This is a genomic window from uncultured Salegentibacter sp. (assembly GCF_963972535.1).
Taxonomy (GTDB): Bacteria; Bacteroidota; Bacteroidia; order Flavobacteriales; family Flavobacteriaceae; genus Salegentibacter.
On sequence record NZ_CAXAVR010000014.1, the window covers coordinates 25,542 to 40,464 of the forward strand.

General features: G+C 37.5%; 15 protein-coding genes. 6 read left to right on the top strand and 9 right to left on the bottom strand.

Features of this window, described 5'->3' with window-relative positions; all coding sequences use genetic code 11:
- Positions 1-15: 15 nt before the first annotated feature.
- The 4 genes from AACZ30_RS03470 to recA all read right to left on the bottom strand — a co-directional run bounded on the left by AACZ30_RS03470 (position 16) and on the right by recA (position 3,690).
- A complete protein-coding gene (locus tag AACZ30_RS03470; protein ID WP_339647802.1) occupies positions 16-1,476 on the bottom strand; it encodes a hypothetical protein in 1,461 nt (486 codons plus the stop codon).
- On the bottom strand, positions 1,473-2,015 hold the full coding sequence (locus AACZ30_RS03475) for a sigma-70 family RNA polymerase sigma factor (RefSeq protein WP_208223855.1): 543 nt from the start codon (positions 2,013-2,015) through the stop codon (positions 1,473-1,475). The genes AACZ30_RS03470 and AACZ30_RS03475 overlap by 4 nt, the downstream gene beginning before the upstream one ends.
- 12 nt (positions 2,016-2,027) lie before the next feature.
- Positions 2,028-2,513: a hypothetical protein gene (locus tag AACZ30_RS03480; protein ID WP_339647803.1), complete on the bottom strand. Its 486-nt coding sequence runs from the start codon at positions 2,511-2,513 to the stop codon at positions 2,028-2,030.
- 160 nt (positions 2,514-2,673) lie between these two features.
- On the bottom strand, positions 2,674-3,690 hold the full coding sequence (gene recA / locus AACZ30_RS03485) for a recombinase RecA (RefSeq protein ID WP_339647804.1): 1,017 nt from the start codon (positions 3,688-3,690) through the stop codon (positions 2,674-2,676).
- Between the two features lie 433 nt (positions 3,691-4,123).
- Between recA and AACZ30_RS03490 the strand changes: the two genes are divergently transcribed.
- The 6 genes from AACZ30_RS03490 (at position 4,124) to AACZ30_RS03515 (ending at position 10,987) form a co-directional block, all read left to right on the top strand.
- Positions 4,124-5,155 (top strand): rhodanese-related sulfurtransferase, encoded by a 1,032-nt coding sequence (locus AACZ30_RS03490; protein WP_093304518.1) that lies wholly within the window; start codon positions 4,124-4,126, stop codon positions 5,153-5,155.
- Positions 5,156-5,362: 207 nt separating this feature from the next.
- On the top strand, positions 5,363-6,523 hold the full coding sequence (gene ricT / locus AACZ30_RS03495; RefSeq protein WP_075325487.1) for a regulatory iron-sulfur-containing complex subunit RicT: 1,161 nt from the start codon (positions 5,363-5,365) through the stop codon (positions 6,521-6,523).
- Positions 6,516-7,007: a gliding motility lipoprotein GldH gene (locus tag AACZ30_RS03500; RefSeq protein ID WP_075325488.1), complete on the top strand. Its 492-nt coding sequence runs from the start codon at positions 6,516-6,518 to the stop codon at positions 7,005-7,007. Before ricT ends, AACZ30_RS03500 begins: the two co-directional genes overlap by 8 nt.
- A gap of 11 nt (positions 7,008-7,018) precedes the next feature.
- Positions 7,019-9,331 carry a transglycosylase domain-containing protein gene (locus AACZ30_RS03505; protein ID WP_339647805.1) on the top strand — a complete coding sequence of 771 codons (2,313 nt, stop codon included), beginning with the start codon at positions 7,019-7,021 and terminating at the stop codon, positions 9,329-9,331.
- Between the two features lie 107 nt (positions 9,332-9,438).
- On the top strand, positions 9,439-10,140 hold the full coding sequence (locus AACZ30_RS03510) for a CoA transferase subunit A (protein WP_339647806.1): 702 nt from the start codon (positions 9,439-9,441) through the stop codon (positions 10,138-10,140).
- Between the two features lie 193 nt (positions 10,141-10,333).
- Positions 10,334-10,987, top strand: a complete 654-nt coding sequence (locus tag AACZ30_RS03515) for a CoA transferase subunit B (RefSeq protein WP_208223865.1) — start codon at positions 10,334-10,336, stop codon at positions 10,985-10,987.
- Between the two features lie 57 nt (positions 10,988-11,044).
- Here AACZ30_RS03515 and AACZ30_RS03520 read toward each other — a convergent pair whose 3' ends face one another.
- From AACZ30_RS03520 to AACZ30_RS03540, 5 genes are all read right to left on the bottom strand, one after another.
- Positions 11,045-11,404, bottom strand: coding sequence for a DUF6616 family protein (locus tag AACZ30_RS03520; RefSeq protein WP_208223867.1), 360 nt, complete (start codon positions 11,402-11,404; stop codon positions 11,045-11,047).
- 113 nt (positions 11,405-11,517) lie between these two features.
- Entirely contained in the window at positions 11,518-12,231 is a 714-nt protein-coding gene (locus AACZ30_RS03525; RefSeq protein WP_208223869.1) for a 3'-5' exonuclease, read from the bottom strand.
- Positions 12,215-13,369 carry a serine hydrolase gene (locus tag AACZ30_RS03530; RefSeq protein ID WP_339647807.1) on the bottom strand — a complete coding sequence of 385 codons (1,155 nt, stop codon included), beginning with the start codon at positions 13,367-13,369 and terminating at the stop codon, positions 12,215-12,217. The genes AACZ30_RS03525 and AACZ30_RS03530 overlap by 17 nt, the downstream gene beginning before the upstream one ends.
- A 12-nt stretch (positions 13,370-13,381) precedes the next feature.
- Positions 13,382-13,864: a methylated-DNA--[protein]-cysteine S-methyltransferase gene (locus AACZ30_RS03535; protein ID WP_339647808.1), complete on the bottom strand. Its 483-nt coding sequence runs from the start codon at positions 13,862-13,864 to the stop codon at positions 13,382-13,384.
- Positions 13,809-14,923 (bottom strand): CNNM domain-containing protein (locus AACZ30_RS03540; RefSeq protein WP_339647809.1); only part of this gene is annotated, 1,115 nt, incomplete at its 5' end. The genes AACZ30_RS03540 and AACZ30_RS03535, both read right to left, overlap by 56 nt.

Sequence of the window (14,923 nt, forward strand, 5' to 3'; positions counted from 1 at the left end):
CTCACTACATAGGTGTTAAAAACTAAAACTTATTCCAGAGTACACGCCAAAGTAAAATGGGCGTACGCCGGGAGCATCATCAAAAGTATTAAGTTGATATTTAAAGATAGGTTCTACATTCAACTTAAAACTATCGGTTAATTTGTAATCTAATCCCACACCAACATTAGTGCTAAAACTTACTTTATTAATATTGTTGGCTTCACCAATCCTGGTGTTTTGATTATTGGTATTTACCTGTATACTGTTTTGGTCTAAAAACAAGCTGCTTCCCCCCGCTATTAAGTTAAGCCCAATTTTACTGTCTAGAAGGCTGTATTCTATTTCTAAGGGAACTTCAATAAAACCAAACTGCTGATTGATCTCCCCAGGTAATGCCATATTATTGACAGAAGAAAAGTTAGAATTGTCCCTATCACTATGGCCCGGTAGACCGCTTGGTGCCGCATTCTCTAACTGCACATTATTTCCCCCAGACTCATAATTTATAGAACTTATGGTATTTGGATTTATGGATGCAGAAAACACGATATCTTCTACATTATAGCTCATCGCAACTTTAGAAATTCCGCTTCTTATTTTAATTTTTTCTGAAATAGCATAAGCTAAATTCATCCCGTAAGCCATACTTACCTGCGAGCTGGTATTATTGCCGGCAAATTGTGGGTCTATTGCATTCCCGCTGCCAATATTATCGTAAAATACAGGAGCCGCAAAAGTGCTTAACCTAAGTTTCTTTTTAGAAGCCTCTGCAATTAATTCTTCTTCCTTATCAAGGTTTTTTTCTTCTTCAATTTGGGCTAATTGCTCTGCAACTTCCAGGCTGTCTTTAAGGGAAATTGCTTCTTCTTTCTCAGTATTTTCATCACTGTTTTCGGCAATTGCTTCAGGCTGTTCGTTTTTTGAATTTGGAATGATGAAATCCTGATTTTTATAATTTTCTTCTTCGGAATCCTGGTGATCTTCTTCCGCTATTGCTGAATTTTGCTCATTTAATTTAGCTGCGGTATTTCCTGAATTTTGTGTTTCAGTTGAAGTATTAGAAATTTTTGTTGCTTCTGAATTAGTATTTTCTGAAGCTAAAGCCGAATTGTTATTAGCTGATGAGGTGTTGGCGCCTTCAGAAGTTGAAAAAGTAGCTTCATTAACATTTTTGAGAATTTCTGAAGCATTTACAAACTGTTCATTTTTATTGATTTCGGGTAAATTTATTTGGGGTTTTGCAGTTTCTTCTACTTCAAAAACTACTTCGGTATTGGTAAAATTATTCTGACTAAAAAAATAGCCGCCCAGCATTAATGCTAAAACCGCGGCCACACCGCCAACTTTAAACCATAACGGAATTATAAAAGGCTTTTTCTTATCTTTCTCCTGCAGCTTGCCGGCAATATTATCCCATAACTCAGGTCGTGGTTCGGGGGCAAAATCCCTGAACTTTTCCTGGTAGAGCCGGTCTATGTTCTTTCTTTCTTTCATAGTGATTGCACCTTATTGTCGTTGAGGTGGTTTTCTATTTTTTCTTTCAAAATATTCCTGGCGCGGGCCAAATTAGATTTTGAACTTCCAACACTTATGTTTAGCATTTCGGCAATTTCTTTGTGAGAAAATCCGTCTAACGCATAGAGGTTAAAAATTTGGCGATAACGTTCAGGTAATTCCTGAATGCTCTCTAATAGAAAATCGGTAGTAATTTCATCGTCATCAATTTCCACAACCGGATCTTCCAGGAGGTTTTCATTAATGATTTCAAAATATTTTTCTTTTCGGTGCTTTTGTAGGGTGGTATTTATCACAATTCGTTTCATCCAGCCTTCAAAAGATCCTTTATCTTCATATTGATCTATTTTATTGAATATGGTAATGAAACCATCCTGCAGGTTGTCTTCGGCCTGCTGGTAGTTATTAGAATATTTAAGGCACAGGCCAAAAAGTTTACCGGAGTACATACGGTAAAGCTTTTCCTGTGCCCTAATATCCTGTTTTTTACACTGAAGTATGAGTTTTTCTAAACTCACTCACTTAGATTGTTATTCGTTAGTATTCTCTTCTGGAGTTTCATCTTCCGGCTCTCCAATTGGCACATCTACTGTGATGTAATCACTTTCGTTAGTAGAAGATACACCTCTTAGTAACATAAACCTAACAGTAGTGTATTCTGTATTAGAAGCTACTCTAAAATCATTTCGGGCAAGTCGAGTTTCAGTGAGTTCGCCTTCTTCGTTGCATTCAATTAAGTTAGGGTCATATGAACTCAATGCGTGGATGTAATATAAGATAACATCCTCATCATCTTCATCCTCAGAAGGACCTTGTTCAAAACCTGCAAAAGTATGACATGCATCAGCTAGCTCATAGGTGACTTCAATCTCATAATCCTCTCCTGTTTCAAAATATTCGGGTAATTCATAGGCAGTAATTTCTGCAACTTCGTAAGCTACGTTAGGACCGTCATCATCTGTGTCACAACTGTAAAAGCTTAGCGCCAGGACCATTAATAAGGCAATTCTTTTCATTTTAAAATAATTATTTTAGGGTTATCTATTTCATAGATGCAGTATGAATGAAAAGGTTGCGTCCAGCATCAAAAAAATCCCTCATTTTAAGGGATTTTTAAGATTTGATTATTATTTGCTTTTAAAAATACAAAAAGCTAAGTGAACTTAATTGCTGATACTAAGCTTCTTTGGCTACTTTTATAGCATTTTTAATTTTTTCTTCAAGTTCTTCCATTAAATCTGGATTGTCTTTTAGCAAGATTTTTACCGCATCACGGCCCTGGCCTAATTTAGTGTCTTCGTAGCTAAACCATGAACCGCTTTTCTTCACGATCTCATAATCTACCCCAATATCTATAATCTCACCAATTTTAGAGATTCCTTCGCCATACATAATGTCAAATTCAGCCATTTTAAAAGGTGGGGCCACTTTGTTTTTTACAACTTTTACCCGGGTTTTATTACCCATTACATTGCTATTGCTATCTTTTATTTGCGTAGAACGTCTAATATCTAATCGAACCGAAGCATAAAATTTAAGGGCATTACCACCGGTAGTGGTTTCAGGATTTCCAAACATTACCCCAATCTTTTCCCTAAGCTGGTTAATAAAGATTACGGTACAATTGGTTTTACTAATTGAAGAGGTAAGTTTTCTAAGGGCCTGGGACATTAAACGGGCGTGTAATCCCATTTTAGAATCTCCCATTTCTCCTTCAATCTCACTTTTAGGAGTAAGTGCTGCGACCGAATCTATCACGATAATATCTATAGCACCAGACCGAATTAAATTATCGGTAATCTCTAGAGCCTGCTCCCCGTTATCGGGTTGAGAAATAATTAGGTTTTCTATATCTACGCCAAGTTTTTCAGCATACAAACGGTCAAAAGCATGTTCTGCATCAATAAAAGCAGCAATACCTCCTTTTTGTTGTGCCTCGGCAATTGCGTGTAAAGTTAAAGTGGTTTTACCCGAAGATTCCGGTCCATAAATTTCTATAACCCGTCCTCGTGGATACCCGCCTACACCCATAGCCAGGTCTAAGCCTAAAGAACCCGTAGAAATCGCATCTACATCAGATATGGCCTGGTCACTCATCTTCATAACGGTACCCTTTCCATAGGTTTTATCCATTTTGTCCAGGGTAAGCTTTAAGGCCTTTAATTTTGCTTCTTTTTCTTTATCGTTGCTCATAATTTGAATAATCTATTTAGAGAGTTGCTAAATTACTATAAGTTTTCCTTCATCACAATTTTATATGGGCAGCTTTTGTATATTTACTGTCTAACCTGAGGTTTAAAGCATATTTGAATTTGTAAAAAATGTTTTAAATCTCGATTTTCGAGTGAAAATTAAAAATTAACCCTGCCTATGAGATTTTTGAAAAAAAGTCTGATTATGCCTGGTGGTTGTAGTACTTCAGCAATTATTTTGTTGAACGTAAGTTGCCGGGTTGATGGTGGCTAGAAACTAAAAATCTAATTTATGAAACAAAGTAAAAAAGATTACAAACCGAATTAGCCACACAAAAAATGCCCTGGGAAATGACTTTTCAGGGCATTTTTTCTTCCTTCAATTTTAAGTATCTTTGCAAAAAATATCTTTAACCTTAACTAATTAGTATAGCATGCAACTGTACAATAAATTAAGCGCTAAAGAGAGGGAAGCACTTATAGACGAAGCGGGAGAAGACCGTTTAACGCTCTCTTTTTATGCCTACGCCAAAATTGGCAATCCACATTTATTTAGAAATCACCTTTTTATTGCCTGGGACCAAATGGATGTGCTTGGCCGTATTTATGTAGCCCACGAAGGGATTAATGCCCAACTCTCAGTTCCGGCAACACGTTTTGAAGAATTTAAAGAGTTTATAGATAATATCTACTTTTTAGAAGGTGTTAGGCTGAATATCGCCATAGAACACGATGCAAAAGCCTTTTTAAAACTGAAAGTAAAAGTGCGTAAAAAGATAGTTGCAGACGGATTGAACGACGCGACTTTTGATGTAACCAATAAAGGAGTTCATGTTGATGCTTTAAAATTCAACGAACTTATTAGCGATCCCAACACTGTTTTGGTAGATATGCGAAATCATTATGAAAGTGAAATTGGTCATTTTCAAGGAGCAATTACTCCAGATGTAGATACTTTTAGAGATTCTTTGCCCATTATTGAAAATGATCTAAAAGAGCATAAAGAAGATAAAAACCTGGTAATGTACTGTACCGGCGGAATTCGTTGTGAAAAGGCTAGCGCATATTATAAACACAAAGGTTTTAAAAACGTGTATCAGTTGGAAGGTGGAATTATTGAATATGCCCGCCAGGTTGAAAACCAAAAACTGGAAAATAAATTTATAGGAAAAAACTTCGTTTTTGATCATCGCCGCGCCGAGCAGATTTCAGAAGAAGTAATTGCGCACTGTCACCAGTGTGGAAAACCTTGCGATAAGCACGTGAACTGTGCAAATGAAGCCTGTCATTTACTTTTTATTCAGTGTGAAGAATGTGCCGAGAAAATGAATAATTGCTGTTCTAAAGATTGTATGGAAATTGCCGCTTTACCTTATGAGGAGCAAAAAGCTTTGCGAAAAGGAAAAGGCAACAGTAATAAAATATTCAAAAAAGGACGTTCAGAGGTTTTAAAATATAAAAGTTAACAAAGCGTTCTAAAAAGTGAGTGCCAATTAATATTGGTATATTTACTCGATAATCGAGATTTAATTGTACTGAGATTTGTCTCTAGTGAAATAATAAATTTTCGTTTCATAACTTGTGGGAGTGCCCCAAGGCTCTTGATTAGAAACTCAATATAAACCCAAAAAGTCTGCAAAACAATTTGCAAGACTTACAACATATAAATATTTATGGCTTGTAGCAGTTGCTCAACCAAAGACGGTCAGCCAAAAGGATGTAAAAACAACGGAACCTGTGGTACAGATTCCTGTAATAAACTTTCTGTATTCGATTGGCTTTCAAATATGTCTATGCCTAATGGTGTAGAACCTTTTAATTATGTAGAAGTTCGTTTTAAAAACGGAAGAAAACACTTTTTTAAAAATACCGAAAACCTAAGCCTAAGTATGGGCGATGTAGTAGCTGTAGAAGCTTCTCCCGGCCACGATGTTGGTATGGTAAGCCTTACCGGAGAATTGGTTAGGGTACAAATGAAAAAGAAAAAAGTAAAAACCGATAGCGAAGAAGTTTTAAAGATTTACCGAAAAGCCACCCAAAAAGATATTGACGTTTGGGAGGAAGTTCGTGGTAGAGAAGAAGCGATAAAGAAAAGAGCCCGCGAAATTGCAATTCGCCTTAATCTTAGTATGAAGATTAGCGATATTGAGTTTCAGGGAGATGCTTCAAAAGCAACTTTTTATTATACAGCAGATGATCGCGTAGATTTCCGCCAGTTAATTAAAGAATTTGCGAGAGAATTCAATACCCGCATAGAAATGCGGCAAATTGGTTTGCGCCAGGAAGCTGCCCGCCTTGGCGGAATTGGCTCTTGTGGGCGTGAACTATGTTGTTCTACCTGGTTAACAGATTTTAGATCGGTAAGTACTTCTGCAGCGAGATATCAGCAATTATCCTTAAATCCCCAAAAATTAGCGGGACAATGTGGAAAGCTAAAATGCTGTCTTAACTACGAACTTGATTCTTACCTTGAAGCTTTAAAAACCTTTCCACGCACCGATACCAAGCTTTTTACCAAAAAAGGAACAGCTGTTTGTCAAAAAATAGACATTTTTAAAGGAGTGTTATGGTATGCCTATGAAGGCGAATGGATGAACTGGCATCAATTAACCGCAGAGCAGGCGAATAAAATAATTGCAGCCAATAGAAAGAAAGAAGACGTTGGCAGCCTTGAAGAGTTTGAAGTTCAGCTTCAGTTAGAAGAAAAACGAGATTTCAATAATGTGGTGGGGCAGGATAGCTTAACACGTTTTGATAAACCTAAAGGTCAACAGAAAAAACACAAGTCAAAGAAACGGAGAAAACGTAAAGGAAAACCTTCGAATAATGCGTAAAGCTGCAGTATTTTCAATTTTTATTGGTCTTTTTACCTTAATAGTTTCCTGTGATGAAAAACGGGTTTATGATGAGTATAAGCCCATACAGGGAGGATGGGAAAGAGATTCTACTTTAGTTTTTAATTTAGGCGAGCTTGATTCTTTGCAAAATTATAACCTATTTATAAACGTTAGAAATAATAAAGATTATAATTACAGAAACCTGTTTTTAATAACCGAAATGCGATTTCCACAGGGGAAAGTGGTAACCGATACCCTTGAATATGAAATGGCGGCGCCAAATGGAAGTTGGCTTGGTACGGGTTTTGGTGATGTAAAAGAAAGTAAGCTGTGGTATAAAGAAAATGTGAGTTTTACTGAACCCGGCGAATATAAAATTGCCATTAAACAGGCAATGCGTAAAAACGACCAGGTGGAAGGAATAAAAAATTTAGAAGGAATTACCCACATAGGTTTTAGAATAGAAGAAAACCTACAATAATTTTTGAATAAATGGCCGCAACAAAAAAGAAGCAGCAAAAGTCTAAAACCAGCAAAAGATCTTATATAATTGGTTTTTGGACGATTTTTGGCATTGGTTTATTAGCTGTAGTTTTAATTTTCTTACTGGCCGGTTGGGGCGCATTTGGTAAGATGCCAGATTTTGAAGAGCTGGAAAATCCTGAAACCAATCTCGCAACCGAAATTTTCTCATCAGATGGGGAAACTTTAGGGAAATATTACAGTGAAAACCGAACTCCTATAAAGTATGACGATCTTCCCGATCATCTTATTGAAGCCCTTGTAGCTACTGAAGACGAGCGATTTTACAAACACGCCGGGATAGACCCAAAAGGAACCCTTAGGGCTGCTTTTTACCTGGGAACCCGCGGGGGTGCCAGTACCATAACCCAACAACTTTCTAAACTTTTGTTTACCGAGCAGGTTTCAAACAATCCTTTTGCCCGGATTTTACAAAAAGTTAAAGAATGGAATATTGCTACCCAGCTGGAAAGACAATACACGAAAGAAGAAATTATTACCATGTATTTTAATAAATACGATTTTGTGTATCAGGCAGTAGGAATTCGTTCAGCTTCAAAAATTTACTTTGGGAAAGAAGCCAAAAACCTTAGTATAGAAGAATCGGCAGTTTTGGTGGCGATGTTAAAAAATGCCGCTCTATACAATCCTGTACGTAGACCCGAATTGGTAAAACAACGCCGTAACCAGGTTTTTGTTCAAATGAATAAAAACGGATATCTCTCTGAACAGGAAAAAGATTCTCTTCAGAAGCTACCTTTAAACCTTGATTTCTCTCCCGAAGGTCACGACGAAGGGATGGCAACATATTTCCGCGTTTACCTACAAGGATTTATGAAAGATTGGATTCAAAAAAATCCGAAGCCCGATGGAAGTGAATATAGTCTCTACCGCGACGGATTAAAAATTTATACCAGTATAGATTCTAAAATGCAGCAATATGCTGAGACTGCGGTAGAAAAGCATATTTCCCACCTTCAGAAAGAATTTGACCGGCAAAATAAGAATAACAAAACTGCCCCGTTTCGGGATATAGACCAGGGACAGGTTGATGGTATTGTGAAAAGTGCAATGCGCCGATCTGTAAGATGGAAGGAAATGAAAGACCAGGGAAAATCTGAAGAAGATATTCTGGCTTCTTTTGATAAAGAAACTAAAATGCGTGTTTTTTCGTGGGATGGAATAAAAGACACGATTATGACTCCTAAAGATTCTATTTTCTATTACAAAGGATTCTTACAGGCAGGTCTTATGTCTATGACGCCTCAAACCGGCGAAGTTAGAGCCTGGGTTGGTGGCACCAACTTTAAACATTTTAAGTACGATCACGTAAAACAGGGAAAACGCCAGGTTGGCTCTACCTTTAAGCCTTTTGTTTATGCTACAGCTATAGATCAGTTAAAGCTTTCTCCTTGTGATGTTATGCCTAAAAATAGGTTTACTATTGAGGCGGGGAAATATGGAAATATTAAAGATTGGACACCTTCAAATGCCAATGGAGAATATGAAGGGATGATAAGTTTAAAAAATGCGCTTGCTCAATCTGTGAATACAGTAACTGCAAGATTAATTGATAAAACAGGTCCGGGCCCGGTTTTAGACTTAGTAAAAAAATTAGGAGTTGATACTGAAAACTTTTCCGAAGGCCCTGCAATTGCTTTGGGAACCGAAGATATGAGCCTTTTTGAAATGGTTTCGGCTTACAGCACTTTTGTAAACGAAGGGGTTTATGTTAAACCGGTAATTGTAAACCGTATTGAAGATAAAAATGGAACGGTTCTTTACCAGCACGTACCAGAAACCCGTGATGTTTTAAATAAAGAAGCGGCTTACGTGACGGTAAATATTCTGGAAGGGGTAACTCAATATGGATCTGGGGTTCGCTTACGCGGAACTTACGCTAAAGATTTTGATCATTACAAACGCGGGGTAACCGGTTATCCTTATGATTTTAAAAATCCTATTGCCGGTAAAACAGGAACCACACAAAACCAAAGTGATGGCTGGTTTATGGGAATGGTTCCTAATCTTGTAACTGGTGTTTGGGTTGGTGCCGAAGATAGAGCGGTACATTTTCCAAATTTAACTTATGGACAGGGTGCTACTATGGCCTTACCAATTTGGGGAATGTATATGAAAGATCTTTATGCCGATGAAGCGCTGGATATTTCGCAGGATGCTTTTCCCAGACCAGATAATCTCTCCATTGAAATAAATTGCGACGAGTATAATCAGGAAAGTGATTCTGAAAATAATAGTGTTCCAGATGAACTTGACTTTTAGGATTTAGCAAAAATTCAGCTTTATTTTTCAGGAAAATATAATCTACAAGCCTAAAAGCATTGTAACAGCATTTTTATTTTCGTATTTTTCGGTAAAATTAAATACCGATGATTAGAAAAACTGTAGCAAATGTAGAAGATGCTTTGCAGGGCGTAGAAGATGGTATGACCTTTATGCTGGGTGGTTTTGGCCTTAGCGGGATTCCAGAAAATGCCATTTCAGAATTAGTACGTCTTAACGTAAAAAATCTTACCTGCATTTCCAATAACGCCGGGGTAGACGACTTTGGCCTCGGACTTTTACTTCAAAAGAAACAAATAGATAAAATGGTTTCTTCCTATGTGGGAGAAAACGACGAGTTTGAGCGCCAAATGCTTAGCGAAGAACTGGAAGTAGAGCTTATTCCGCAGGGAACATTAGCCGCGCGCTGCCAGGCAGCCCAACAAGGGTATCCCGCAATGTACACGCCTGCCGGTTACGGTACCGAGGTTTCCCAGTTTAAGGAAACCCGTGAGTTTGATGGAAAAATGTACGTATTAGAAAAAGCTTTTAAAGCAGACTTTGCTTTTGTAAAAGCATGGAAAGGCGATAAAGCCGGAAACCTTATTTTTAAAGGAACCGCCCGTAATTTTAATCCGTTAATGTGTGGTGCAGCGAAAGTAACTGTTGTTGAGGTTGAAGAACTGGTAGAACCGGGTGAACTGGATCCAAACCAGATTCATATTCCAGGGATTTTTGTGCAACGCATTTTTGAAGGAAAAAATTACGAAAAGCGAATTGAGAAAAGAACAGTTCGAAAAGGGAGTTAGAGGTTAATAGTTAAAAGTGACCATTGAACAAATAACCAGTTAACGAATAACTAATAAAAGATTATTTGAAGATTTGAAAATGTGGTAATTTGAGAATCATTCATTTTTTAATAGTGATTTTAGGGTCTTTTCGAATCGGTCTTTTTGAAGAAATATAGATTTCCGCCTTCGCGGAAATGACAAAATTAGAATTATGTTAGACAAAGAAGGAATAGCAAAACGTATTGCCAAAGAGGTGAAAGATGGGTATTATGTGAATTTGGGAATTGGAATTCCTACCCTTGTAGCCAATTTTGTACGCGATGATATAGAAGTAGAATTTCAGAGTGAAAACGGAATTTTAGGAATGGGACCTTTTCCAATAGAAGGAGAAGAAGACGCCGATCTTATTAATGCTGGAAAACAAACCATAACCGCACTTCCCGGTGCGAGTTTCTTTGATTCAGCAATGAGCTTTGGGATGATCCGCGGGCAGCACGTAGACCTTACTATTTTAGGAGCAATGGAAGTTGCTGAAAACGGCGATATCGCCAACTGGAAAATTCCGGGGAAAATGGTAAAAGGTATGGGCGGCGCCATGGATCTTGTAGCCAGTGCCGAAAATATTATCGTAGCGATGATGCATACCAACAAAGCGGGTGATTCTAAATTGCTTAAAAAATGTTCGCTGCCTTTAACCGGCGTGGCCTGTGTGACTAAAATTGTAACTAACCTTGCGGTTATTGAAGTTACTAAAGATGGTTTTAAATTGCTGGAAAGAGCCCCCGGAGTAAGTGTAGAAGAGATTCAAAAAGCTACAGAAGGAAAGTTACTTGTAGAAGGTGATATTCCTGAAATGCAGTTATAAAAAAAATCCGGCAGTACTCTAAACTACTGCCGGAAAATATTTCTATTTTAATTCATATTAAGTTAGTGAAGTAGATTCTGCTTCAAGATTAACGAGAAAGTCTATAGCTTCTCCCTGCGAAATAATTTTTCCACGGGTATTTGCTTGAGAAAAATAGTCGTACCAGCCTACTTTTTTTAGATTTTCTTCTAAAGTCTCCACATTATCTAAAGAGGGCATTTTCCAAACCGTAACGTAGCGATATTGACTTCGGTAGTGAGTGTGCTCGTCATTTAGAGCCCAACCAAGATTTTCTACTCCATTATCTTTTAAACCGGTAATTCTATCCTGCATATTTTCCATGAGCTCCCGCCTCTTATCTTTAGACAGGTCTATCCATTTCCCGGTTACATTCCACATTTCAATATACAAATACATAACTGTTGGTTTTATTGGTTATAACCTAAAGTTAGTAATAAAATGATAGTTAAATCTTTAGGGAAGGTTAAAATGCTTTATTGCTGATAAAACTCATATTTAAAAATAGGTTCTTAAACGCTTACTACTTCAGAAGCTTCCAGCAATTTTTCCTGCCGCAGTTTTAAAATAACCTGGGCAATGGCAAGTACATCTTTTTCACAGTAGTTTACAATTCTATCCAGGTCTTTATCATTGTAGAACACATTTCTAACATCACTACCCGAAATATCATCTTTTGGCGATGGGATTTTTAAAACATTGGTGAGTAATTTTAGCGAAGTAAAATGTTTATAATCACCAAACTTCCATAGTTCCAGCGTATCCAGGTGTGGAACTTCCCAGGGTTTTTTACCAAATAAATTGAGTTTTAAAGGAAGTGCCAGGTCGTGAATTAACATTCGGCGGGCTATGAAGGGGAAATCGAATTCTTTACCGTTGTGCGCGCAAAGCAGGTGATGCGGTTTTGAAAAATGTTCCTGTAATAAATTAGCAAATTCCTGTAACAGGGTTTTTTCTTTATCTCTAAAAGTGGTGAGTCTAAAAGTTCTTCCCCCATTTTTAAAGCTGAAAAAACCAACAGAGATACACACAATCTTACCGAATTCTGCCCAAATCCCGGCCCGGTCATAAAACTGTTCTGCAGTAAATTCATCTTTACGCTGGTATTGGGTTTTCTCTTCCCAAAGCAATTTTTTGTCTTCAGAAAGTTGGCCGTGATTTTCAAATTCGGGCACGGTTTCAATATCGAGAAATAGAATATTCTCCAGCTTAATTGTTTGCAGCATCGTTTAGCATTTTATAAGTCTCATCAATATACTTATAGAAATCGGGCGCGTGTTCTTCGTCTTCGTCTTTTTTAATAAGGTTTTCCCCCAATCTTACAATAATCAAATCGTCCTTGGGGATTACAATCACATATTGCCCGCAAATGCCGCGCATATAAAAAATATCTTTTTCTTTATAATCACTCAGCCAAAACCCATACCCATATTGCGGGCTATCTTCAAAACGCGGTTCGGTAGATCGTGCTACAAATTCTGAATCCAGGATTTGTTTTCCGTTACATTTTCCTTTGTTCTTGTAGAGTTTACCAAATCTTGCAAAATCGCGGGCATTGGAGGCAATACAACAGTATGCTTTTTCCATTCCGCTTTCTTCGCTGTCTAATTGCCAAAGCGCATCTTCTTGCATTCCCAGGGGTTTCCAGAAACTCTTACTTAAATATTCTGAAAGATTTTCTCCCGTGGCTTTTTCTATAACCATCCCAAGGAGAATAGTGTTTCCGCTAAGGTATTTAAAGCTTTCTCCTGGGGTTTCGGTAACTTGAAGACGCAAAACCAGTTCCCGAATATTTTCATCAAAATAAGCTCTGGCAGTCATCCCAAAAGGATTGTAGTAATTCTCGTTCCAGTTTAACCCGGAAGCCATAGAAGCCAAATCCCCAACTTTTAATTCTTCTTTAAACTGCGGAAAAAAATCGGAAACCGGTTGTTCTAAACTGGTAATATGGCCATCCTTAATTGCTTTTCCCAGCATTGCTGAAACAATACTTTTAGCCATAGAAAACGAATTGGTCTTAGAATTGGGGCCATATTCCTGGTAATATTCTTCAAACCAAATACTATCATTTTTTATAATTAAAAAAGCCGCAGTTTCCAGTTCTTCGTTTAATTCGGCAAGATCACCAGTGGTCGTGGCAGTGTTGTAATTTGAATGTTCGGGCCAGGTATCCACTTCAGTTCCCGCTTCAATAAGTCGATTGTCAAAATGAGGATAATCATCTATAAATGCTGTTTTTTCTCCCTGGAAATAAGTGGCCTGCATTCCGCGGAAAATATATCCAAAATCGAAAGTTATAAGAATAATTACAGCGATTAGAAGTACAAAAATTACGGTTCCGGAAATCTTTAAAAATCTAATCATAAAACTGAAATTTTAGAACATTGAGAGTTGTGACGTGTTATTTTCGTGATTTAAGAGCCACTGTTTTCTATGTAAACCGCCTGCATAGCCAGTTAAAGATCTATCGCTTCCAATTACACGATGACAGGGAATTACCACCCAAAGCGGATTTTTTCCGTTTGCAGACGCAACCGCTCGCACCGCTTTTTCATCACCTAATTTTCTTGAAAGTTCCAGGTAACTACAGGTTTTTCCAAAAGGGATTTCACTTAAAGCTTTCCAGACTTTTTGCTGAAAATTGGTACCCTTAGGGTTTAATTTTAAACTGAATTCTTGCAGTTCTCCTTTAAAATAATCGTCTAATTGTTGTGCGGCAGACTGAAGAAAATCGGGAATTTCTGTAGAAGTCGGGATCTGCTCATCCAGAATTTGAATGGCCCAAATTCCTTCTTCGTCTCCACTAATCCTGGCTGTCCCCAGTGGAGTTTTCAGAAATATCTGATTTTGGTTCATCATTATCTTTCCTTTGAATTAATCCAAGACGTTTTGCGCGCTTTTCCCAGTTTTGACGGGCAAGCATTTGCATATCTTCAATACTATCGCTCTCGTCCATAATTTCAAGCCCCAGTAAAGTTTCAATAATATCTTCCATAGTTACCAGGCCTACGGTATTGCCAAATTCGTCTACGATCATGGAAATATGCCCTCTTTTTTGAACAAAATTTTCAAAGAGCTCTGGTATGGGAGTATCTTCAGCGCTCATAAAAATATCTCTTTTTAGAGTGCTCAAAGGTTCACCACCTTTATCATCTATCATTTCCTCCAACACATCATCTTTCAGAATAAAACCGGTAACATTGTTGGTTTGATTTTTATAAACTGGAATTCTGGAAAATTTAAGATTCTTATGGGTTCGGTGAAATTCTTCTATGCTGGTATCTTCATTTTCAATAATAGCCACAGAATATGGCGTCATTACGTCTTTTGCTTTAACCGATTTAAATACCAGTAGATTTTTAATTACCGTGGTTTCACTTTCATCAAACACGCCTTCTTCCTCTGCTGCATCTGTAATTGCCGCAAATTCTTCTCTGTTCATAGAAGAAACGTGAGCCGATTTGCCTATTAATTTTGTGGTGAGCATCATAAGCCAAAGTATCCCGGTATACTTCAGTGGGAAGATCATTATTTTAAGGGTTTTTGCAGTAAAATTCCCCAGGCCTTGCCAGTATGTGGCGCCAATGGTTTTCGGAATAATTTCAGAAAGAACTAAAATAGCCATCGTCATAATCGCTGAGACAATTCCTACTGCATTGCCACCATCCCCGTATATCTTTTCGGCCTGTACTCCCACTAAAATAGCACCAACCGTATGCGCAATGGTATTAACGGTTAAAATCGCTATTAAAGGTTTGTCTATATCCTGCTTAAAATTAGCAAGGGTTTTAGCATATGCTTTTCCTTCCTTATTTTTTATTTTTATATAAGAAGGGGTTACACTCAATAGAGCGGCTTCCAGGATAGAACACATAAAAGAAAAGAAAATGGAAAGAGTAGCATATAAAATGAGTAATC

Bases quoted from the DNA above. Each gene is read 5' to 3' on its own strand.
- AACZ30_RS03525 (WP_208223869.1), bottom strand. From the start codon at position 12,231: ATGCTGCAAACAATTAAGCTGGAGAATATTCTATTTCTCGATATTGAA.
- AACZ30_RS03505 (WP_339647805.1), top strand. From the start codon at position 7,019: ATGGCCGCAACAAAAAAGAAGCAGCAAAAGTCTAAAACCAGCAAAAGA.
- AACZ30_RS03480 (WP_339647803.1), bottom strand. From the start codon at position 2,513: ATGAAAAGAATTGCCTTATTAATGGTCCTGGCGCTAAGCTTTTACAGT.
- recA (WP_339647804.1), bottom strand. From the start codon at position 3,690: ATGAGCAACGATAAAGAAAAAGAAGCAAAATTAAAGGCCTTAAAGCTT.
- ricT (WP_075325487.1), top strand. From the start codon at position 5,363: ATGGCTTGTAGCAGTTGCTCAACCAAAGACGGTCAGCCAAAAGGATGT.
- AACZ30_RS03530 (WP_339647807.1), bottom strand. From the start codon at position 13,369: ATGATTAGATTTTTAAAGATTTCCGGAACCGTAATTTTTGTACTTCTA.
- AACZ30_RS03510 (WP_339647806.1), top strand. From the start codon at position 9,439: ATGATTAGAAAAACTGTAGCAAATGTAGAAGATGCTTTGCAGGGCGTA.
- AACZ30_RS03520 (WP_208223867.1), bottom strand. From the start codon at position 11,404: ATGTATTTGTATATTGAAATGTGGAATGTAACCGGGAAATGGATAGAC.
- AACZ30_RS03515 (WP_208223865.1), top strand. From the start codon at position 10,334: ATGTTAGACAAAGAAGGAATAGCAAAACGTATTGCCAAAGAGGTGAAA.
- AACZ30_RS03535 (WP_339647808.1), bottom strand. From the start codon at position 13,864: ATGATGAACCAAAATCAGATATTTCTGAAAACTCCACTGGGGACAGCC.
- AACZ30_RS03470 (WP_339647802.1), bottom strand. From the start codon at position 1,476: ATGAAAGAAAGAAAGAACATAGACCGGCTCTACCAGGAAAAGTTCAGG.
- AACZ30_RS03490 (WP_093304518.1), top strand. From the start codon at position 4,124: ATGCAACTGTACAATAAATTAAGCGCTAAAGAGAGGGAAGCACTTATA.
- AACZ30_RS03500 (WP_075325488.1), top strand. From the start codon at position 6,516: ATGCGTAAAGCTGCAGTATTTTCAATTTTTATTGGTCTTTTTACCTTA.